The 20,332-nt window shown below is 75.7% G+C and carries 19 protein-coding genes and 1 pseudogene; 14 read left to right on the top strand and 6 right to left on the bottom strand.

Annotated elements, in window-relative coordinates:
• Positions 1-222 precede the first annotated feature (222 nt).
• A complete protein-coding gene (locus WHI96_RS03260; RefSeq protein ID WP_345646870.1) occupies positions 223-1,593 on the top strand; it encodes a replication-associated recombination protein A in 1,371 nt (456 codons plus the stop codon).
• Positions 1,594-1,603: 10 nt separating this feature from the next.
• Here the strand turns inward: WHI96_RS03260 and WHI96_RS03265 are convergent, their stop codons facing one another.
• Positions 1,604-2,656 carry a S1 family peptidase gene (locus WHI96_RS03265; RefSeq protein WP_345646873.1) on the bottom strand — a complete coding sequence of 351 codons (1,053 nt, stop codon included), beginning with the start codon at positions 2,654-2,656 and terminating at the stop codon, positions 1,604-1,606.
• 468 nt (positions 2,657-3,124) lie between these two features.
• Between WHI96_RS03265 and shbA the strand changes: the two are divergent.
• The 6 genes and pseudogenes from shbA to WHI96_RS03295 all read left to right on the top strand — a co-directional run.
• Positions 3,125-3,646: pseudogene (gene shbA / locus WHI96_RS03270) on the top strand (RNA polymerase sigma factor ShbA); the annotation flags it as partial.
• Positions 3,647-4,039: 393 nt separating this feature from the next.
• Entirely contained in the window at positions 4,040-6,712 is a 2,673-nt protein-coding gene (gene alaS, locus WHI96_RS03275; RefSeq protein ID WP_345646880.1) for an alanine--tRNA ligase, read from the top strand.
• On the top strand, positions 6,709-7,158 hold the full coding sequence (gene ruvX / locus WHI96_RS03280; RefSeq protein ID WP_345646883.1) for a Holliday junction resolvase RuvX: 450 nt from the start codon (positions 6,709-6,711) through the stop codon (positions 7,156-7,158). Before alaS ends, ruvX begins: the two co-directional genes overlap by 4 nt.
• A 120-nt stretch (positions 7,159-7,278) precedes the next feature.
• The gene (locus tag WHI96_RS03285) at positions 7,279-8,394 is read left to right on the top strand and encodes an endolytic transglycosylase MltG (RefSeq protein WP_345646886.1); all 1,116 of its coding nucleotides are present in this window, start codon (positions 7,279-7,281) and stop codon (positions 8,392-8,394) included.
• 104 nt (positions 8,395-8,498) lie between these two features.
• Complete coding sequence (locus WHI96_RS03290; RefSeq protein WP_345646888.1) at positions 8,499-9,005, top strand: alcohol dehydrogenase catalytic domain-containing protein; 507 nt, start codon at positions 8,499-8,501, stop codon at positions 9,003-9,005.
• Positions 9,002-9,550, top strand: a complete 549-nt coding sequence (locus WHI96_RS03295) for a zinc-binding dehydrogenase (protein ID WP_345646891.1) — start codon at positions 9,002-9,004, stop codon at positions 9,548-9,550. The genes WHI96_RS03290 and WHI96_RS03295 overlap by 4 nt, the downstream gene beginning before the upstream one ends.
• A 7-nt stretch (positions 9,551-9,557) precedes the next feature.
• On the opposite strand, the gene WHI96_RS03300 is transcribed toward WHI96_RS03295, so the two are convergent.
• A complete protein-coding gene (locus WHI96_RS03300) occupies positions 9,558-10,430 on the bottom strand; it encodes a spermidine synthase (RefSeq protein ID WP_345646894.1) in 873 nt (290 codons plus the stop codon).
• 87 nt (positions 10,431-10,517) lie between these two features.
• Here WHI96_RS03300 and WHI96_RS03305 point away from each other — a divergent pair, with 87 nt between their 5' ends.
• The 4 genes from WHI96_RS03305 to aroB are packed head-to-tail and all read left to right on the top strand — an operon-like array spanning position 10,518 to position 14,212.
• A complete protein-coding gene (locus WHI96_RS03305; RefSeq protein ID WP_345646897.1) occupies positions 10,518-11,183 on the top strand; it encodes a prepilin peptidase in 666 nt (221 codons plus the stop codon).
• Positions 11,184-11,196: 13 nt separating this feature from the next.
• Entirely contained in the window at positions 11,197-12,399 is a 1,203-nt protein-coding gene (gene aroC, locus WHI96_RS03310; protein WP_073575277.1) for a chorismate synthase, read from the top strand.
• Positions 12,396-13,082, top strand: a complete 687-nt coding sequence (locus WHI96_RS03315; protein ID WP_307799306.1) for a shikimate kinase — start codon at positions 12,396-12,398, stop codon at positions 13,080-13,082. Before aroC ends, WHI96_RS03315 begins: the two co-directional genes overlap by 4 nt.
• Positions 13,079-14,212, top strand: coding sequence for a 3-dehydroquinate synthase (gene aroB / locus WHI96_RS03320; RefSeq protein WP_345646902.1), 1,134 nt, complete (start codon positions 13,079-13,081; stop codon positions 14,210-14,212). The genes WHI96_RS03315 and aroB overlap by 4 nt, the downstream gene beginning before the upstream one ends.
• An 18-nt stretch (positions 14,213-14,230) precedes the next feature.
• Here the strand turns inward: aroB and WHI96_RS03325 are convergent, their stop codons facing one another.
• Complete coding sequence (locus WHI96_RS03325) at positions 14,231-14,815, bottom strand: HdeD family acid-resistance protein (protein WP_345646905.1); 585 nt, start codon at positions 14,813-14,815, stop codon at positions 14,231-14,233.
• A gap of 140 nt (positions 14,816-14,955) precedes the next feature.
• Here WHI96_RS03325 and WHI96_RS03330 point away from each other — a divergent pair, with 140 nt between their 5' ends.
• Together WHI96_RS03330 and WHI96_RS03335 are read left to right on the top strand one after the other, a co-directional pair.
• Positions 14,956-15,885 (top strand): YihY/virulence factor BrkB family protein, encoded by a 930-nt coding sequence (locus WHI96_RS03330; protein WP_349302340.1) that lies wholly within the window; start codon positions 14,956-14,958, stop codon positions 15,883-15,885.
• Between the two features lie 129 nt (positions 15,886-16,014).
• Entirely contained in the window at positions 16,015-16,386 is a 372-nt protein-coding gene (locus WHI96_RS03335) for a hypothetical protein (protein WP_345646911.1), read from the top strand.
• Here the strand turns inward: WHI96_RS03335 and WHI96_RS03340 are convergent.
• Entirely contained in the window at positions 16,381-17,097 is a 717-nt protein-coding gene (locus WHI96_RS03340; RefSeq protein WP_345646914.1) for an MBL fold metallo-hydrolase, read from the bottom strand. The two genes, WHI96_RS03335 and WHI96_RS03340, sit on opposite strands and share 6 nt — an antisense overlap.
• A gap of 30 nt (positions 17,098-17,127) precedes the next feature.
• Here WHI96_RS03340 and WHI96_RS03345 point away from each other — a divergent pair, with 30 nt between their 5' ends.
• Positions 17,128-18,207, top strand: a complete 1,080-nt coding sequence (locus tag WHI96_RS03345; protein ID WP_345646917.1) for a M24 family metallopeptidase — start codon at positions 17,128-17,130, stop codon at positions 18,205-18,207.
• On the opposite strand, the gene WHI96_RS03350 is transcribed toward WHI96_RS03345, so the two are convergent.
• Complete coding sequence (locus WHI96_RS03350) at positions 18,194-19,396, bottom strand: ABC transporter permease (RefSeq protein ID WP_345646920.1); 1,203 nt, start codon at positions 19,394-19,396, stop codon at positions 18,194-18,196. The two genes, WHI96_RS03345 and WHI96_RS03350, sit on opposite strands and share 14 nt — an antisense overlap.
• Positions 19,393-20,328, bottom strand: a complete 936-nt coding sequence (locus WHI96_RS03355; RefSeq protein ID WP_345646923.1) for an ABC transporter ATP-binding protein — start codon at positions 20,326-20,328, stop codon at positions 19,393-19,395. The genes WHI96_RS03350 and WHI96_RS03355 overlap by 4 nt, the downstream gene beginning before the upstream one ends.
• Positions 20,329-20,332 lie beyond the last annotated feature (4 nt).

A 20,332-nucleotide genomic window follows, 5' to 3' on the forward strand; every position in this document is an offset into this window, starting at 1 on the left:
TCGTCACCACCGAAGCCGCACCGACCGGCAGCGAGGCACTCATGACAACCGAGGCAATAACCGCCTAGAATCCCGAACCAAGATCACGCGGAGTCGATCTCATACACCACTCCGCCGGACGTGACCCCTAGCAGAAGACCTCGAGAGCTGACCTCACGAGGTTTCACAACACGCTCTGAGGTGTCCGTCCCCCGGGCCCGGTGTCCTGGCAGGCTGGAACGGATGAGCACCGACGGCCTGTTCGACATCGACCCCGGGGGCGACGGGCGCGACACCGGTGACGGCGACGCCGTCCGTCCCGACGCGCCGCTCGCCGCGCGGATGCGCCCGCGCACCCTCGACGAGGTCGTCGGCCAGGCCGACCTGCTCACGCCCGGCGCGCCGCTGCGCCGCCTGCTCGACGGCGGCGCCGCGGCGTCGGTGCTGCTCTACGGCCCGCCCGGCACCGGCAAGACCACCCTCGCCCGGCTGATGGCCGGCGCCGGGGGAGCGGAGCGGCACTTCGTCGCCCTGTCGGCGCTCTCGGCCGGGGTGAAGGAGCTGCGGGCGGTCATCGAGGAGGCCCGCCGGCGTCGCGACCGCAGCGGCACCACCACGGTGCTGTTCATCGACGAGGTCCACCGCTTCTCCCGCACCCAGCAGGACGCCCTGCTCGGCGCGGTCGAGGACCGGCTCGTCCTGCTCGTCGCCGCGACCACCGAGAACCCGTCGTTCTCCGTCGTGTCCCCGCTGCTGTCCCGCTCACTGGTGCTGCAGCTGCAGTCCCTCGGGGAGGACGACGTGCGCACCCTGCTCCGGCGCGCCGTGACCTCCGAGCGGGGCCTGAACGCGACCGTCGAGCTCGCCGAGGACGGCGAACAGGCACTGGTCCGGCTCTCCGCGGGCGACGGGCGCCGCGCGCTCACCGCGTTGGAGGCGGCCGCCGACGGCGTCCTCGGCGCGGGCGGCGACCCGGTGATCGACCTCGCCGCCGTCGAGCGGGCCGTCACCGAGGTCGCCGTGCGCTACGACCGCGCGGGCGACCAGCACTACGACGTCATCAGCGCGTTCATCAAGTCCATCCGCGGCTCCGACCCCGACGCCGCCCTGCACTACCTGGCCCGGATGCTCGTCGCGGGGGAGGACGCCCGGTTCATCGCGCGCCGGCTGATGATCCACGCCTCGGAGGACGTCGGGCTGGCCGACCCGACCGCGCTGCCCGCCGCGACCGCTGCCGCCCAGGTCGTGCAGCTCGTCGGGATGCCGGAGGCGCGGATCGCGCTCGCCCAGGTCACCGTGCACCTGGCGACCGCACCGAAGTCGAACGCCGTGATCACCGCGATCGACGCGGCGATGGCCGACGTCCGCTCCGGCAGGGTCGGTGGGGTCCCGCCGCACCTGCGCGACGGCCACTACGCCGGCGCGCAGAAGCTCGGCAACGCCGTCGGCTACCGCTACCCGCACGACGACCCCGACGGCGTCCTGCGCCAGCAGTACCCGCCCGACGACGTCGTCGGCGTCGACTACTACGCCCCGTCCGGGCGCGGGCACGAACGTGTCCTCGCCGAGCGCCTGCCGAAGCTGCGCCGCGTCGTGCGCGGCACCCGGGACTGAGCCCGCGCGCTCAGCCGGTGGTCAGGGTCAGCCCGAGCGCCCCGGTCGCGGTGCGGATCGGGGTGAAGTAGCTGGTGCAGTTGCCCTCGCCGCCCGCGCCGGTGTGCACCCCCTGGGCCTGCCCGGACGAGGTGATGTAGGGGGCGCCGGAGTCGCCCTCCTGGGCGCATGCCGCCACCGAGGTCAGCCCGGACTGGCTCTGGCCCTCGAAGTTCACCGTCATGTCGGTGCGCTGGACCGTGCCGCAGGACCGCCCGCTGGTGGACCCGTACAGGCAGACCGTGGAGCCGACGGGTGCCGGACGGCTGCCGGCCACCCGGATCCCCGACACCGTCGCCGACACGCTGCCCGAGTCGACCGCGATCGCGCCGACGTCCACCCCGCGGCCCGCGGTCTCGACCTCGGAGCCGATCGTCGAGCCGTCGGTGGCGTACCAGGACGACGAGCCCCGGGTGCAGTGCCCGGCGGTGATCAGCCAGTCGCTGCTGCCGTCGGAGGCGGCGAACCCGGCCGTGCAGCGACGGGTCCCGTCGGTGATGGTGTCGCCCCCGCCGACCGCGGCCTGCCGGTGCGCCGGTGCCGCCACCCGCTCCACCCGCACCGCGGACGGGTCGAGACCACCGGTCAGGCCCACGGCCAGCGCGTCGGCGCCCGGCCCGTCGACGACGCTCAGCACGACCTGCTCGGTGCGGGGGTCGACGCCGTAGGAGTCCAGACCGGCGGGCATCCCGGTCGCGGTGCGCCCGGCCAGCGCCGACAGCACCGCGGCCGGGTCGCGGCGCGGCTCGTCGCGCACCACCGGCGTCGCGCCGAGCGCGGTGACCAGCGGGGCGGTCGCGGCGTCCCAGGTGCCCACCATCAGCCGTCCGTCGGCCAGCCACGTCCCGGCCAGCGCGGGCCCGAGCGCCTCGGTCACCGCGGGTACCAGCGCCGCGGCCGCGTCCTCGCCGACCGCGACCGGGGGGAGCACCGGGGCCGCGGTCGCCGGCACGGCCACCCCCACACCGATCGCGACGGTGCCGAGAGCGGCGAGCAGGAGGCGGTGCGGGCGACGCAGAGGCACGAGCGGTCCTTCGGGCGAGCGGAGCGTGACACCCGGCCCAACGACGCTGCTCCGCCCGGGTCACGGCCCGCAGGCGGAGGACACACCTCCGACAGGGTTGGACGTCCGTCCGTGCCCGAGGTTGCCCCTATGAGGACCAGAGCCCCTACTGTCCGTCCACCTATACCGCAAATTGTGCATGTTGATTGACCCCGAACGGGTGCACCGGAAGGGTTGATCGCAGGCCGGGGCGCGGCCGAGCGGACCTGCCGGCAGCGCCGACCACCACCGGCGGAGAACAGCGCGACAGTCGCACCGCCCGACCTCTCCTGGGTCGGACGGGCGGTGCCGGCGCCTGACGCGACCCCCGGGTCGCGACTGAGGAGAGCTGGGCAGATGCACGACGGACCCGTGGCCATCGCGACCGCACCCGAGGACACCGCCGAGGAGGCCGACTCCCGGCAGGCGGCGGACCTGCTCCCGCCGGAGATGCTGGCCGCGGCCGTCGCCGGCGACGAGCGCGCGGTCGCGCTGCTCCTGGCGAAGGTGCACCCGCAGGTGGAGCGCTTCTGCCGGGCCCGGCTGGGCCGGCGCGAGACGATCCTCGGCTCGGCCGACGACGTCGCGCAGGACGTCTGCATGGCGGTGCTCGCCGTGCTCCCGGACTACCGGCCCTCGGGGATGTCGTTCCGGGCGTTCGTGTTCGGCATCGCCCGGCACAAGATCGCCGACGCGTTCCGGGCGATGGCCCGCAACCGCTGCGACGCCGTCGAGGAGCTGCCCGAGCGGCTCAGCCGCGAGGAGGACCCGGAGCAGGTCGTACTCGACGCCGAGCGCAACGACCGCCTGTCCGAGCTCATGGGCCTGCTCGGCCCGCGCCAGGTCGAGATCCTCACGCTGCGCATCGCGGTCGGGCTGACCGCGGAGGAGACCGCCGACGCGCTCGGCTCCACCCCCGGCGCGGTCCGGGTCGCCCAGCACCGCGCGCTGCAGCGGCTGCGCCGCGAGCTCGAGGACCGTGCGTCCCGCCGGGCGGGCGTCCGGGTCGTCGCCGTCCCCGCCCCGCGGACCCCCGTCCGCGCCCCCCGGGTCCTCGTCCCCGCGCCGCGGACCCACCTCGACGCCCCGCTGCCGGTCGCGGTCTGACCGGGGCGTGACGGCGGAACCGCCGGCCTCCGGTCGACCCCCCGGACCGGGAGCACGGCGGGACCCGCAGACGGCCGGTGCCGGTGCGCTCGGGCGCGCACCGGCACCGGCCGTTCCCTCCTGCGGGTGCCGGTAACCTGGCACGACCGGCCTCCCGCGGCGTCCCCACGCCGCGCGGCCTACGGTGTGGCGCGGGCGCAGGGCGCCCGCCCCGTCGCCGACCCGTCGCCAGCCGTACCCGTCACGAGAGACCCACCGGTGCAGACCCACGAGATCGTCCGTCGTTTCACCGCCCACTTCGAGAGCAACGGGCACACGCCCGTCCCCAGCGCCTCGCTGATCCTCGAGGACCCGCAGCTGCTGTTCGTCAACGCGGGCATGGTGCAGTTCAAGCCGTACTTCCTCGGCGACGTCCCCGCGCCCTACCCGCGCGCGACGTCGATCCAGAAGTGCGTCCGCACCCCGGACATCGACGAGGTCGGCAAGACCACCCGGCACACCACGTTCTTCCAGATGGCCGGGAACTTCTCCTTCGGCGACTACTTCAAGCGCGGCGCCATCGAGTTCGCCTGGTCGCTGATCACCCGCAGCCAGGACGAGGGCGGCTACGGCTTCGACCCCGAGATCATCTGGGTCACCGTCTACCACGACGACGACGAGGCCATCGCGCTCTGGAAGGAGATCGCCGGCCTGCCCGAGGAGCGCATCCAGCGCCGCGGTGGCGACGACAACTACTGGGACATGGGCGTCCCCGGCCCCGGTGGCCCCTGCTCGGAGATCTACGTCGACCGCGGCCCGGAGTTCGGCGCCGAGGGCGGCCCCGAGGCCGACGAGGACCGCTACCTCGAGATCTGGAACCTCGTCTTCATGCAGGACGAGCGCGGCGCGCTGTCGCCGAAGAAGGGGCACCCGCCGATCGGCACCCTGCCGCACAAGAACATCGACACCGGGATGGGTGTCGAGCGGGTCGCGTTCCTGCTCCAGGGCGTCAACAACGTCTACGAGACCGACCTCGTCCGCCCGGTCATCGCCAAGGCAGAGGAGCTGTCCGGGAAGCGCTACGGCGCGGGTGGCCCGGAGGGCGAGATCGACGACGTGCGCTTCCGCGTCATCGCCGACCACGCCCGCTCGTCGCTGATGATCGTCGGCGACGGCGTCACCCCCGGCAACGAGGGCCGCGGCTACGTGCTGCGCCGGCTGCTGCGCCGCATCGTGCGCTCCGCCCGGCTGCTCGGCGTCACCGGGCCGTGCCTGGGCGAGTTCGCCGCCGTCGTCCGCGACACCATGGCGCCGACCTACCCCGAGCTCGCGACCGACTTCGAGCGGATCTCCGCGGTCATCCGGGCCGAGGAGGACACCTTCCGCGCCACGCTGACCGCCGGCGAGCGGATCTTCGAGGGCGCGGTGTCCCGCGCCCGTTCCGCCGGCAGCGACACCCTGCCCGGCGACCAGGCGTTCGCGCTGCACGACACCTACGGCTTCCCGATCGACCTGACGCTGGAGATGGCCGCCGAGGCCGGGCTCACCGTCGACCGGGAGCGCTTCACCGCGCTGATGGACGAGCAGCGGTCCCGGGCCAAGGCCGACGCCGCCGGGCGCAAGGTCGGCTTCGTGGACGCCTCGGTCTACCGGGCGGTGCTCGACACCCACGGCGCCACCGACTTCCTCGGCTACCAGACGCTGCAGTCGGAGTCCCGGGTCGTCGGGCTGCTGCGCGACGGCGCCACCGTGCCCGCCGCCCACGAGGGCGAGCAGGTCGAGGTGCTGCTCGACCGCACCCCGTTCTACGCCGAGGCCGGCGGCCAGCAGGCCGACACCGGCGTGCTGCGCGGAGCGTCCTTCGAGGTCCGGGTGGACGACGTCCAGTCCCCGGTGGCCGGGCTGCGGGTGCACCGCGGCGTCGTCACCGCCGGCACCGTGACCCTCGACGCCGAGGTCGTCGCCGAGGTCGACCGCACCCGCCGGTCGGCGATCTCGCGGGCGCACACCGCCACCCACCTCGTGCACGCCGGGGTCCGCGGCGCGCTGGGCAGCGCCGCCGCGCAGGCCGGGTCGCTCAACGCCCCGGGCCGGCTGCGGTTCGACTTCACCTCGCCGACCGGGGCCGTTCCGCCCGCGGCGCTCGTCGAGATCGAGGAGGAGGTGAACGCGGTCCTGCAGTCCGACCGGGAGGTCCAGACCTACGAGACCTCCATCGACGAGGCCCGCTCGCTCGGCGCGATGATGCTGTTCGGCGAGAAGTACGGCGACCGGGTGCGCGTCGTCGACATGGGGGACTACTCGCGCGAGCTGTGCGGCGGCACCCACGTCGGGCGCACCGGCGAGCTCGGCCTGGTCCGGGTGCTGTCCGAGGCCTCCATCGGCTCCGGGGTGCGCCGCGTCGAGGCGCTGGTGGGGCTGGACGCGTTCAAGCACGCCACCACCGAGCACCTGCTGGTCAACCAGCTCGCCGACCAGCTCAAGGCCCGCCCGGAGGAGCTGCCGGAGCGGATCAACGGGATCGTCGAGCGGCTGCGGACGGCCGAGCGCGACCTGGAGAAGCACCGCGCCGACGCCGTCCTGGCCTCGGCCGGGGCGCTCGCCCAGCAGGCCGAGGACCTCGACGGGACCGCCCTGGTCGCCGTCACCGCGCCGGACGGCGTCGGGGGCAACGACCTGCGGACCCTCGCCGCCGACGTGCGCGGCAAGCTGGGCGACCGGCCCGGCGTGGTCGTGCTGTTCGGCGTCGACGGGGAGAAGGTGTCCTTCGTCGTCGCCACCACGAAGGCGGCCCGGGACAAGGGGATCGCCGCCGGGAAGCTGATCGGGGAGTTCGCCGCGGCCGTCGGCGGGCGCGGCGGCGGCAAGCCCGACCTCGCCCAGGGCGGTGGCACGGACCCGGCCGGGATCGACGCCGCGGTGCAGAAGCTGCGCGCCGCGCTGCGTCCGTGACCCCCACCCGCGGGCGGCGCCTGGGCATCGACGTCGGCGCCGTCCGCGTCGGGGTCGCGATGTGCGACCCGGACGGGATCCTCGCGACCCCGGTCGAGACCGTGCCCCGCGACGCCGAGGGTGGCGCCGACGTGCGCCGGATCGCCGCGCTGGTGGCCGAGCACGACGTCGTCGGCGTCGTGCTCGGGCTGCCCCGGAACCTGCGCGGCGAGGACGGCCCGGCCGCCGTCGCCGCCCGGGAGTTCGCCGCCGCGCTGGAGGCGGGGCTCGCCACGGCCGGCTGCGCGGTCCCGGTCGAGCTGACCGACGAGCGGATGACGACCGTCGTCGCGACCCGGCAGCTGGCCGGGCGCGGCGTGCGCGGCCGCAGGCAGCGTGCGGTCATCGACCAGCAGGCCGCGGTGGCCATCCTGCAGGGCTGGCTGGATACCACCCGCGGAACCTGATCACCGTGACCGGGGGTGACCACGGGCCGGGCCCGCGGCGGATACCCTCGAGCCCGTGACCGGCGCCGGCGAGAACGACGTGACGTCCCGGGGCCCGATGTGAGTGTGACCGCGGGGCCCGTGCGGCACCGTCCGACCCCGGAGCACTTCCGGCGGCGGCGGCTCGCCCTGCTGGGGTCGGCGCTACTGGCCGGCGCGGTGCTCGTCGCCGTCGGCCTGTACCTGCGCGGCGCCGACGACTACGCCGGCTCCGGCAGCGGGTCGGTCGTGGTGCGCATCGAGTCCGGCGACACCACCAGCGCGATCGGGGAGACCCTGGTCGGGCTGGACGTGGTGAAGTCCCGGGCCGCGTTCGTCGAGGCCGCCGCCGAGGAGCCCGACATCCAGCGGGTCCAGCCCGGCTACTACGAGCTCCGCTCGCAGATGTCCGGTGACTCCGCGGTGGAGGGGCTGCTCGACCCGGACCGGCGCGTCGGGTTCTTCGACGTCAAGGGCGGTGTTCAGCTCGACGACACCCGCGCCCCGGACGGCACGGTCTCCCCGGGCGTGCTGTCCCAGATCTCCCGCGCCACCTGCCTCGGTACCGCGGACGGGGACGCCCGCTGCACCGACGTCGACGCGCTGCGCGCCGCGATGGCCGACGCCGACCCGGCCGCGATCGCCGTCCCCGGGTGGGCCCGCGCGGGCTACCGGGCGGCCGCCCCCGAGCGCCGGATGGAGGGCCTGGTCGCCCCCGGCCCGTACGACCTGGACCCGCGCGGCACACCGGAGCAGGTGCTGCGCCAGGTGCTCACCGCGTCGGCGACCAGGCTGGAGGCCGCCGGGCTGGGCGGGGAGAACGCCTACCGCACCCTCGTCCTCGCCTCCGTCGTGGAGAAGGAGGCGCTCGTCCCCGACATGCCGAAGGTGGCCCGGGTGATCGAGAACCGGCTCGCGGTGAACCAGCGCCTGGAGATGGACTCCACCGTCAACTACCCGCTCGACGTGCAGGCGCTGCGCACCACGGCCGAGGCGCGCGGCACCCCCGGGCCGTACAACACCTACCTCACCACCGGGCTGCCGCCGACGCCCGTCGCCTCGGTGTCCACCGCGGCGCTGTCGGCCGCGGAGTCCCCGGCCGCGGGCCCGTGGCTGTTCTTCGTCCGCTGCACCACCGAGGGCGCCTCCTGCTTCGCCACGACCTACCCCGAGCACCTCGGTAACGTCGACCGCGCCCGCGCCGCCGGAGCGTTCTGACCCATCACCGGGCGTGCATGCAACCTGGGCCCAACCCGTGACGCCGCTCACTGCGCGCCGGTAGACCGGGACGCGACAACGACGTCAGGCGAGAGGATCCAGCGATGCGTGCGGTCGTCTACCGGGGACCCGGGAACCTCGACATCACCGACGTGCCCGAGGGAGAGGTGGGTCCCGGCGAGGTCCGGCTCAGGGTCGGGTTCAACGGCATCTGCGGGTCGGACCTGCACGAGTACTACGCGGGCCCGATCTTCATCCCGAACGGGGAGAAGCACCCGCTGACCGGCCGCGAGCTGCCGCTGACCCTCGGCCACGAGTTCTCCGGGACCGTCGTCGAGATCGGGTCGGGGGTCGAGGGCGTCACCGAGGGCGACCGGGTCGCGGTGATGCCGCTCTACACCTGCGGGACGTGCTCACGCTGCTCCGAGGGCCGCTACAACGTGTGCGCGCAGATCGGCTTCCACGGGCTGATGGCCGACGGCGGCATGGCCGAGACGACCGTCGTCCCCGCGCACATGCTGCACCCGCTGCCGGAGAACGTGTCGCTGGAGATGGGCGCCCTCGTCGAGCCGATGGCCGTGGCCTACCACGCGGCGAAGCTCGGCGGGTGAACCCGGGCGACACCGCGCTGGTGTTCGGCGCCGGACCGATCGGGATCGGCCTGTGGTTCGCGCTGCGCGGCACGGGCGTGGAGGACGTCCGCGTCGTCGAGCCGTCGGCGACCCGGCGCGGCGCGATCGAGCGGCTCGGCGCGCACACCCTCGACCCCACCGCCCAGGACGTGCCGGCGATCGTGGCGGAGGCGACCGACGGCCGCGGCGCCGACGCCTGCTACGACGCCGCGGGGGTGGCCCCGGCCGTCGCGACCGCGCTGGACTCGCTGGGCGCGGGCCGCCCGATGGTCAGCGTCGCGATCTACGAGACGCCGCTGGTGACCCCGCTGCTCGACCTGGTCCTCGGTGAGTCCCGCATCCAGGGCTCGCTCTGCTACACCCACGAGGACTACCGGGCGGTGATCGAGCTGATGGCGGGCGGCCACTACGACACCACCGGCTGGATGGAGAAGATCGCCATGCGCGACGTCGTCGAGGAGGGCTTCGAGGCGCTGCACGCGGGCCGGAAGATGAAGGTCCTGGTCGACCCGTCCCTGGTCTGACCGCGGGTCACTGCCCCCAGAAGCCCTCCGGCGGCCGGGGCGAGGGTGCGGCGCACGCGTCGGTGACGACACCCGCGCCGCGCCCGAGGGCGCGGGTGTCGGCGTCGTCGAGGACCCGGGCCGGGAACGGGTCCCCGGCCGCCCGGCGGGTCACCCCGGGCACCGGCAGCCCCCGGTCCGACGCGGCCAGCACGAGGTTGCCGAACCGGCGCCCGTGCAGCACGTCCGGGGCGGCGAGGAGGGCGAGCTCGGCGAACGCCGCCCCGGCCGTCGCGATCTGACCGGGCAGGAACGGCCAGGGGGCGCCGTCGCCGAGGTTCGCCACGTGCATCCCGGTCGGCGCGAGCACCCGCCGGACGGCGGTGAGGAACTCCGCCGTTGTGACCTGGGCCGGGGTGCGGGCCCCGGCGAACACGTCGACCACCACGACGTCGAACGACGCCGGCGCGAACCGCCCCAGGGTGGCGCGCGCCTCCCCGGTCACCACGGCCAGCCCGTCGGCGACCCCCGGTCCGGGCAGCCGGTGCGCGACCAGGGCGGCCAGCTCACCGTCGAGCTCGACGACGGTCTGGGCCGACCCGGGGCGGGTCGCGGCGACGTAGCGGGCCAGCGTCCACGCCCCGCCGCCCAGGTGCAGCACCCGCAGCGGCACCGCGGGCGGCGCGGCGAGGTCGACGAGATGGGCGATCCGGCGGACGTACTCGAACTCGAGGTGCTCGGGGTCGTCGAGGTCGACGTGGGACTGGGCGGTCCCGTCGAGCAGCAACGTCCACGACGACGGCCGCGCCGCGTCCTGCACCAGCTCGGCGACACCGTGGTCGACCTCGGCGCGGACCACCGCTCCGGCCCGTCGGTCACCCTGCGGCGCACTGGAACCCATTCCGGTCATCCTGCCCGCGCCCGGCGGGCTGTCCACAGGCGGGCAACCCGTCGGTCCGGACGGCCCGGCCCGCCCCAGGATCGAGGCATGGACCTCGCCGCCACCGCCACCGCCACCGTCCTCGTCGCCGCCGTCCTCGGCGGGGGTGCCGGCGTCGCGACCCGGCGCTGGCTGGCCCGGCTGCCGCGCGGCGCACCGGTGCCGGCCGGGTGGTGCGAGGCGGGGCTGGCGCTGTCCGGGGCGGCGACGGCGGGGCTGGTCGTGTCGGGGCTGCTCGACCCGCGGTGGACGGCGCTGCTCGCGGTGCTGTCCTGGCTGGCCGTGGCGGGATCCGCGACCGACGTGCTGGTGCGGCGGCTGCCGAACGCGCTCACCCTGCCCGCGCTCGCGCTGGTGCCCGCGGCGCTCGTCCCGGCCGGGGGTGCCGCGGTGGGGCGCGGCCTGGCCGGGGCGGTGCTGCTCGGCGGCGCCTACCTGGTGGTGCACCTGGTCTCGCCACGGGCGATGGGCGGCGGCGACGTGAAGCTCGCCGGCCCGGTGGGCGCCGCGGCCGCCGGTGCGGGATGGACGGTGCTGCCGGTGGTCGCGGTGCTGGCCGCGGTCGTCTCGGCGGCGGTGGCGCTCGTCGCGGTCGGGGCCGGGCGGGCCGGGTGGGGGAGCAGGCTGCCGCACGGCCCGGTCCTGCTCGGTGCGGCACTGGCGGTCGTGGTGCCCGCGGTCGTGGTGCTGTCGGGGGCCCGGATCCCCGGGTGAGAGGATGGTCGCCGTGCTGCGATGGATCACCGCCGGGGAGTCCCACGGTCCGGCCCTGGTGGGCGTGCTGGAGGGCATGGTCGCCGGGGTCTCGGTCACCACCAAGGAGCTGCAGGCCGAGCTGGCCCGCCGCAAGCTCGGCTACGGCCGCAGCCCGCGGATGGCGTTCGAGGCCGACGAGCTGGAGGTCATCGGTGGCCTGCGGCACGGCCTCACGCAGGGCGGGCCGGTCGCGGTCCGCATCGCCAACACCGAGTGGCCCAAGTGGGAGACGGTGATGGCCGCCGACCCGGTGGACCCGGAGCTGATCGCGCACCGCGCCCGCAACGCGCCGCTGACCCGGCCCCGTCCCGGCCACGCCGACCTCGCCGGCATGACCAAGTACGGCTTCGACGAGGCCCGCCCGGTCCTGGAACGCGCCAGCGCACGCGAGACCGCCGCCCGCGTCGTGCTCGGCACCGTCGCCAAGGCGTTCCTGCAGCAGGCCCTCGGCGTGACGATCGTGTCCCACGTCGTGGGCATCGGCGCCGTCGACGCCCCGGACGACGAGCCGCTGCCCGGCCCCGCCGACCTCGACCGCATCGACGCCAACCCGGTGCGCGCCTTCACCGACGCCACCGGCGCCGCGATGGCCGCCGAGATCGACGCCGCGCACGAGGCGGGCGACACCCTCGGCGGGGTCATCGAGGTCATCGCCTACGGGATGCCGGTCGGCGTCGGCACCTACGTGCAGGCCGACCGCCGGCTCGACGCACGGCTCGCCGCCGCACTGATGGGCATCCAGGCGATGAAGGGCGTCGAGATCGGCGACGGCTTCCGCACCGCACACCGCCGCGGATCCGTCGCTCACGACGAGATGGTCCCCGCCGGTTCCCCCGGGCAGGGGCCGGCGGGCACCGTGCCGGTCACCCGGCTCACCAACCGGGCCGGCGGCATCGAGGGCGGCATGACCAACGGTGAGCCGGTCCGGGTCCGGGTCGCGATGAAGCCCATCTCCACCGTCCCCCGGGCGCTGCGCACCATCGACACCACCACCGGCGAGGAGGCCACCGCCATCCACCAGCGCTCCGACGCCTGCGCCGTGCCGCGTGCCGGGGTCGTCGTCGAGACGATGGTGGCGCTGGTGCTGGCCCAGGCCGCACTGGAGAAGTTCGGCGGCGACTCGCTCGACGAGACCCGCCGCAACCTGGCCTCCTACCTGGCGGGGCAGCGGTGACCGCGCCGGCCCCCACCCCGGCCCCCGACGCCGAGGGCCGCCCCTGGGTGGTGCTCGTCGGCCCGCCCGGGTCCGGCAAGAGCACGGTCGGCTCGCTGCTCGCGCAGCGGCTCGGGCTGAACTTCGCCGACACCGACGCCGCGATCGTCGCCCGCATCGGCAAGCCGATCGCGGAGATGTTCGTGCAGGAGGGCGAGGCCGCGTTCCGCGCGCTGGAGCGCGAGGTCGTCGCCGAGGAGCTGCGCGCCGGGCACGGCGTCCTCGCCCTCGGCGGCGGCTCCGTGCTGGCCGCCGAGACCCGCGCACTGCTCGCGGGGCACCGCGTCGTCGCCCTCGAGGTGGACCTCGCCGACGGGATGCGCCGCACCGGGATGTCCACCGCGCGCCCGCTGCTGGCCGGGGTGAACCCGCGGGCGACGTTCCGGGCGCTGCTCGCCGAGCGGGCCCCGCTCTACGCCGAGGTCGCCACCGTGGCGGTCACGACGGTGCGCCGCAGCCCCAACCAGGTCGTCGCCGCCGTGCTGGCCGAGCTCGGGCACGGCCCGTCCGCGCTGCCCGAGGCCTCACCGGACGCCGCCGACCCGTTCGACCGGCCCACCCCGCGCCAGGACTCGACACTGCCGGCGCCCGGCTTCGGCTCGCCGCAGGACGGGGCCGGCACCGAGCGGGCGGAGGCCCGATGACGTCCACCCCGTCCGGCACGCTGCCCGACACCTCCGGCACCACCGAATCCGACGGCTCGGTCCGCATCGACGTCCGCACCGAGCAGCCCTATCCGGTGCTCGTCGGCGCCGGGGTGGCCGCGCGGCTGGCCGAGGTCGTCGCCGGCACCGGGGCGGGCCGGGTTCTCGTGCTGCACCCGCCGACGCTCGCCGACCGCGCCGGTGCCGCCCGCGCCGAGCTGGAGGCCGCCGGGCTGGCCGCGTTCACCCACGAGGTGCCCGACGCCGAGGACGGCAAGTCCCTGGCCTCGCTGGCCGACTGCTGGGACGCCTGTGCCGGTGCCGCGCTGACCCGGGCCGACGTGGTCGTCGGGTTCGGCGGGGGAGCGGTCACCGACCTGGCGGGGTTCGTCGCCGCGACCTGGATGCGCGGGGTGCGGGTCGTGCACGTCCCGACCACGCTGCTCGCGATGGTCGACGCCGCCGTCGGCGGGAAGACCGGCATCAACACCGCCGCCGGGAAGAACCTGGTGGGCGCCTTCCACGAGCCGTCCGCGGTGCTCGTCGACCTCGACACGCTGCGCACGCTGCCGCGTCCCGAGCTCGTCGCCGGGTCCGCGGAGGTGTGGAAGGCCGGGTTCATCGCCGACCCGGTCATCCTCGACCGCGTCCGCGCCGACCCGGCGGCCGCGCTGGACCCGGCCGGGCCGGTGCTCGGCGAGCTGGTGCGCCGCGCGATCCGGGTGAAGGCCGACGTCGTCGGGGCGGACCTGCGCGAGTCGCACCTGCGGGAGATCCTCAACTACGGCCACACCCTCGGCCACGCCGTGGAGCGCCGCGAGCGCTACCGGTGGCGGCACGGCAACGCCGTCGCGGTCGGCCTGGTGTTCGCCGCCGAGCTGGCCCGCGCCGCGGGGCGGCTCGACGACGCCACCGCCGACCTGCACCGCGAGGTGCTGGAGCTGGTCGGGCTGCCGACGCGCTACGAGCCCGGCGTGCTCGACGAGCTGACCGAGACCATGCGCGGGGACAAGAAGTCCCGGGCCGGGACGCTGCGCTTCGTCGTGCTCGACGGCCTCGCCGAGCCGGGGCGGCTGGAGGGCCCGGACCCGGCGCTGCTGGAGACCGCGTACGCCGCGATCTCCGGCTGAGACCGCGGTAGCCACACCTCAGCCGAGGGCGGGGTGGGTACGCGACCCGACGGCCTGCACGAGCAGCAGCACCCCTGCGGCCAGGGCGAACGTCCCGACCAGCCACAGCATCGCGAGGATCCCGGACGCGGGCCACAGCAGCAGCAGTACTCCGAACAGCACGTCGAGAACGGCCCGTCCGGCGATCCACCCCCACGGCCCGCCGTGCCTGCGGACCTCGTTGGCCGAGACCGCGGTGACGACTCCGGCGACGATCGCCCAGAACGCGACCACGTAGAGGAAGAACAGCGCCGCGGTACCGGGCAGCGCGAAGGCCGCCAGACCGGCGACGACCGACACCACGCCCTGCGCGACGGCCCAGCCCCAGCCGGGGCGCTCGCCCCGGTGCCGGATCCCGAGCACGACCGCGACGACGCCGTCGACCAGCGCGTACGCGGCGAAGACGTAGATCAGCACCAGCAGGGCCAGGCCAGGGGTCACCAGCACGGCCAGCCCGAACAGCAGGACCAGGACACCGCGGAGCACGACGAGTCCGCGGACCCCGTGTGACGTGGCGTCCTCGGCGGTGGGCGCCCGTCCTGTTCCGTCACTCGCGTCGACCATGGTCGCGCTCCGTCCGGGTGGAGGGGTTGTGGCGGGGAACGATCCCACCCGCGCCGGAGCCGCGACCGGGGCGAAGGTCCCCCCGCGGCACCGGCGTTCCGGCGCGGATCGCGGTGGGGACCGTGGGAGAGGATGACCGGGTGCGCGACGTGATGCGGGACGGCCTGCGACGGCTCCGGGAGCTCCCCGCCCGGTCGCCTCTGGCGGGGCACGCCCGCCGGGCCGCCGACCGCTACCGCCACCAGCGCGGCAACCACCTGTCCGCCGCGGTCGCGTTCTACACCGTGATCGCGGCGGTGCCGCTGCTGCTCGTCCTGTTCTTCGCCCTCGGGCTGCTCGTGTTCTGGCGCACCACCACCCGCGACGACCTGGTCCTCGCCGTCGAGGCGGCGTTCCCGGCCGGGCTGACCGGCGCCGTCGCCCCCGCGGTGGAGGCCGCCGCCGACCGCAGCGGGTCGCTCGTCGGGATCGGTGCGCTCGGGGTGCTGTGGGCCGGGTCGACGTGGACGTCGTACCTGCGGGAGGCGCTGTCGGCGCAGTTCCGGCTGCCCGCCGAGCGGATCGTCTCGCCGCGCCGGGTCCTGTGGGACCTGGGCGCGCTGGGCGTGCTCGGCGCGGCCGTCCTCGCCTCGGTGGTGGTGACGTTCGCCGTGACCGGGCTGGCCGGGTTCACCCTGGAGCTGGTCGGCGTCCGCGACGCGCTCGGCGGCCGGGTCGCGCTACGGGTGCTCGGCGCCGTCGTGGTGCTGGTCCTGGACTGGGCCGTGTTCTGCTTCGTGCTGGCCCGGCTGCCGCGCCGGCCGGTCCCGCCGGGCCGGGTCGTGCGCCCCGCCGCCGTCGGCGCGGTCGCGCTGGAGCTGCTCAAGCTCGGGGTCGCGCTCGTCGTCGGCGTCGTGTCCGACACCGCGGGCGGGGCCGTGTTCGGCACCGTGCTCGCGACGCTGTTCTTCCTGTTCCTGCTGTCGCGGCTGCTGGTGTTCTCCGCGGCGTGGATCGCGACCGACGGGACCGACCCCGCACCCCGGTCGGAGACCGACGTCGTCGAGGACCCGGCGCAGCGGGTCCGGTAGCGCCCGCAGGTCCAGCTCGGCGGCGAACAGCGCGCCGTAGCGGGCCTTGCGCCCGGAGCGCGCCGAGAGGAACCGGCGCAGGTTCTCGTCGTCGCCGCGGCCGCGGCGGCCGGGCTGACGGGCCAGGGCGTGCAGCGCGGCGAGCTCGCCGCAGGCGTCGAGGACGGCGTGCACCCGCGCGGTGCCGAGCGCGCGCAGCAGCTCGTCCTCCAGGTCGGCGTCGCACACCCGGACCGGCACCGCCGCCCCGGCGGCCCGGCGGCAGTACGCCGCGGCCCCGGCGTCGCACAGCACGGCGACCCGGTCCGGGGCGGCCGGGGCGAGGGCCGCCAGGGCGGTTCCCAGGTCGGTGTAGCCGTGCAGGACGACGATCGCCACGTCGCCGGGCGGGGTGCCGCGACGTCGCGCGAGGGTCTCGAGCACCGCGGCGTCGCCGGCCCCCTCGACGAGCACCACCGCGGCCGGGGTCACGACCCGGCCGTCACGGTCCGGCCGTCATGACCCGAACGCGGCCACGAACTGCTCGGCCGAGGTCGCCCGGTAGACGGTGTTGGTGGCCCGCACGTCGTCGAGCGGGGCGTTCGACGCCGGCGAGTACCGGTGCCCCGGGTAGACCGTCGGGTTGCCCTTCAGCGCTGCCAGCTGCTGCAGCGAGTGGTACATCTGCGCGGTGTCGCCGCCCGGGAAGTCGGTGCGCCCGCAGCCCTGCAGGAACAGCGTGTCCCCGGCGACGAGCCGGTCGCCGTCCGGGCCGGGCACCAGGAAGCACTGGCTTCCCGGGGTGTGGCCGGGGGTGTGCAGCAGCCGGATCGCGACGTTCCCCACCTCGACGACGTCGTCGTGGTCGTGCGGGGTCAGGTCGGTCGCCGACAGCCCGGTCACCCGCGTCACGTAGTCGGCCTCGGCGCGCTGCACGTGGATCGGCACCGGGTGCGACCCGACCAGCTGCGCGACGCCGACGAGGTCGAAGCCCATCATCGTGCCGCCGACGTGGTCGGGGTGGTGGTGCGTGGCCAGCACCCCGGTCAGGCGCATGCCGTCGGCGTCGAGGGTCGCGAGCAGCTCGTCGGGGGAGTAGGCCGGGTCCACGACGACGGCCTCGCGGGTCTCGTCGTCGCCGATCAGGTACGAGAAGTTGACCATCTGGGTGGCCACCGGGTCACCCACGGCGTAGTCCTGGCCCGACAGCAGCTGGCGGAAGTAGAGACCCATGGCCGTGACCCTAGACATAGGGTTCGGACCATGTCCCACCCCGCCCGGCGCGACACCCTGCGCGCCCTGCTCCCCGCCGCCGGACTGGACGCGCTGCTGGTCACCGACCTGCTCGACGTCCGGCACCTCACCGGGTTCACCGGCTCCAACGCCGCCGCGGTGGTCGCCGCCGACCCGGGCGAGGACCTGCTCTGCACCGACGGGCGCTACCGTGTCCAGGCCGCGGAGCAGTGCCCCGACCTGGAGGTCCTCGTCGACCGGCCGAGCGCGCCTGCCGCCGCGGCCCGGGTCCCCGCCGGGCTGACCCTCGGCTACGACTCGGCGACCCTGACCGTCGACGGGCTGGCCGCGGTCCGCGACGCCGTCCCCGGCCGCAGGCTGCGTCGCGCCCCCGGCCTGGCCGGGCGGCTGCGCGCGGTCAAGGACGCCGGCGAGGTCGAGCGGATCGCCGCGGCCTGCGCGCTGGCCGACACCGCGCTGCGCGCCCTGCTCGACGACGGCGGCCTGCACCCCGGGCGCACCGAGGCCGAGGTCGCGCTCGACCTCGACGACCGGATGCGCCGCCTGGGCGCCGACGGCCCCGCCTTCGACACCATCCTCGCCGCGGGCCCGCACTCCGCGGTGCCGCACCACCGCCCCACCGGCGCCGAGCTGCGTCGCGGCGACCTCGTCAAGATCGACTTCGGTGCGGCGCTGGACGGCTACCACTCCGACACCACGCGCACGTTCTGCCTGGGCCCGGCCGCGGACTGGCAGCGTGAGCTGCACGCCCTGGTCGACGCCGCCGCCGCGGCCGGGCGGGCCGCCCTCGTCGACGGGGCGTCGGTGACCGCCGTCGACGCGGCCGCCCGGGACGTGATCACCGCCGCCGGGCACGGCGACCGGTTCCCGCACGGACTCGGTCACGGGGTCGGGCTCGCGGTGCACGAGCCGCCGTGGCTGGGGCTCACCGCCACCGGGCGGATCGACGCCGGCAACGTCGTGACCGTCGAGCCGGGCGTCTACCTCGACGGACGGGGCGGGGTCCGGATCGAGGACACCCTGCACGTCGTCGCGGGCGGCCCGGCCGTGCCGCTGACCGGGCTGCCCCGCGGGCTCATCGAGATCTGAGCGCCTCCCGCCACGGCACGGTCGCCCCGATCCGCAGCACCGACCGCTCGTAGACCCGGGCGCCCGCCTTCGCCAGCAGGACCAGCGCCACCAGCATGACCAGGGCCGATCCGGCGACGTGCCAGGCGGTCGCCGCCCCGTCGGCGATCATCAGCGGCATCAGCATCGCCGGGAACGGCGGGATCCACGACAGCACGCCGAGCACCGCGGAGTCCGGCGAGCCCAGGAACCAGAACGAGACGCCGTACATCGCGAACAGCAGCATCATCAGCGGCCCGGTGGTGGTGTTGACGTCCTCCTGGCGCGACACCAGTGACCCGGCCGCGGCGTAGAGCACCGCGAAGAACGCGTAGCCGAGGACGAACCAGCCCAGCGCGGCGCCGAACACCCCGAGCGCGGTGCCGGTGATCGTCAGCAGCCCGGTGGCGATCCCGGCGCCGATGCCGACGACGCCGTAGAGCAGCAGCTGCACCAGCCCGACCGCGCCGATCCCCAGCACCTTGCCCCACAGCAGGTGCAGCGGGCGGATCGTCGACAGCAGCAGCTCCACCACGCGGCTGGACTTCTCCTCGACCACGCCCATGGCGACGGTGAGGCCGAAGCCCACGATCTGCATGAACATCACGATCAGCACGACGAACGACAGCGCGGTGCGCTGCCCGGCCTCGGGGTCGGCGGGGTCGAGCGCGTCGACGGTGAGCCCGGCGGGCGGGGTCGCGGCGGCCAGCTCGGCCGGCGTGAGGCCCACCGTCGCCAGCGCGGCCGCGGTGGCCCGGTCGGCGAGCGCGGCGTCGAGCACCGCGCGGGTCGCCGCCGGCACCTCGGAGTCGACGACGGCGACCGCGCCCGCCGGGCCGCCCGCGGTCAGGGCGACGTCGAGGTCCCCGGCGGCGACGGCGTCGCGCCCGGCGGCCGCGGACGGCACCTCCCGGACCTCGACGGGCAGGCCGAGCCGCTCCCCGGCGGTCGTGACCGCCGCGGCGAGGGCGGCGTCCCCGGCCACCCCGACGGTGGGCCGGTCGTCGCCGCCGGAGCCGAACACCGCGTAGGCGACCATGCCGCCGACGATGACCAGCACCATGATCGCGTTGCTGATCCAGAAGCTGCGCTTGTGCACCTGCACCCGGAACTCGCGACGCGCGACGAGCGCGACCGCGCGGTGCGCGGGCAGGGTGGCGGACCCGGTCATGCGACGACCTCCCGGTACAGATCGGTCAGCGACGGCGTGGTGAGGGTGAAGCCGCGCACCGGCCCGGTGGCGAGCGCCGCGGCGAGGACCCGCTGGTCGTCGGCGCCGTCGCCGAGCGCCAGGACGGTGCGGCCGCGGTCGTGGGCGAGCACGGTGACCCCGGGCAGTCCCTGCGCCCAGCCCGGCGCGGCGGCGGGGGCGTGGACCTCCAGCCGGGTGCCGCCACCGCGGCGCACCTCGCCGACGGTGCCGACGGTCCGCATCCGGCCGGCCACGAGGATCCCGACCCGGTCGCACAGTCGCTGCACCAGGTCGAGCTGGTGGCTGGAGAACAGCACCGGCACCCCGGCGCGGGCCTTCTCCCGCAGCACCTCGCTCATCACGTCGACGGCGACCGGGTCCAGCCCGGAGAACGGCTCGTCGAGCACCAGCACCGCCGGGTCGTGCACGAGCGCGGCGGCCAGCTGCACGCGCTGCTGGTTGCCCAGGCTGAGCGCGTCGACGGTGTCACCGAGCCGGTGGTCGACGCCGAGCTGCTCGGCCCAGCGCAGGACCGCCCGGCGCGCCGCGGCCCGGTCGACGCCGTGCAGCTCGGCCAGGTAGGTGAGCTGCTCGCCGACCTTCATCTTCGGGTACAGCCCGCGCTCCTCGGGCATGTAGCCGATCGTGCGGCGCACGTCGAGGTCGACCGGGCGCCCGCCGAGGCGGACCTGCCCGGAGTCCGCCGCCAGCACCCCGAGGGCGATCCGCATCGTCGTCGTCTTGCCGGCGCCGTTGGAGCCGACGAAGCCGAAGATCTCGCCCGGGCGGACGTCGAAGCTCACCCCGTCCAGGGCGACGGTGCCGCCGTAGCGCTTGGTCAGCGCGTCGATCTCGAGCGTCGCGCCGGTGCCGGTCACCGGCCCGGCCCGGAGCTGCTGCTGTGCTGTCATCGGT

The organism is Pseudonocardia tropica (assembly GCF_040105315.1).
Lineage (GTDB): Bacteria > Actinomycetota > Actinomycetes > Mycobacteriales > Pseudonocardiaceae > Pseudonocardia > Pseudonocardia alni.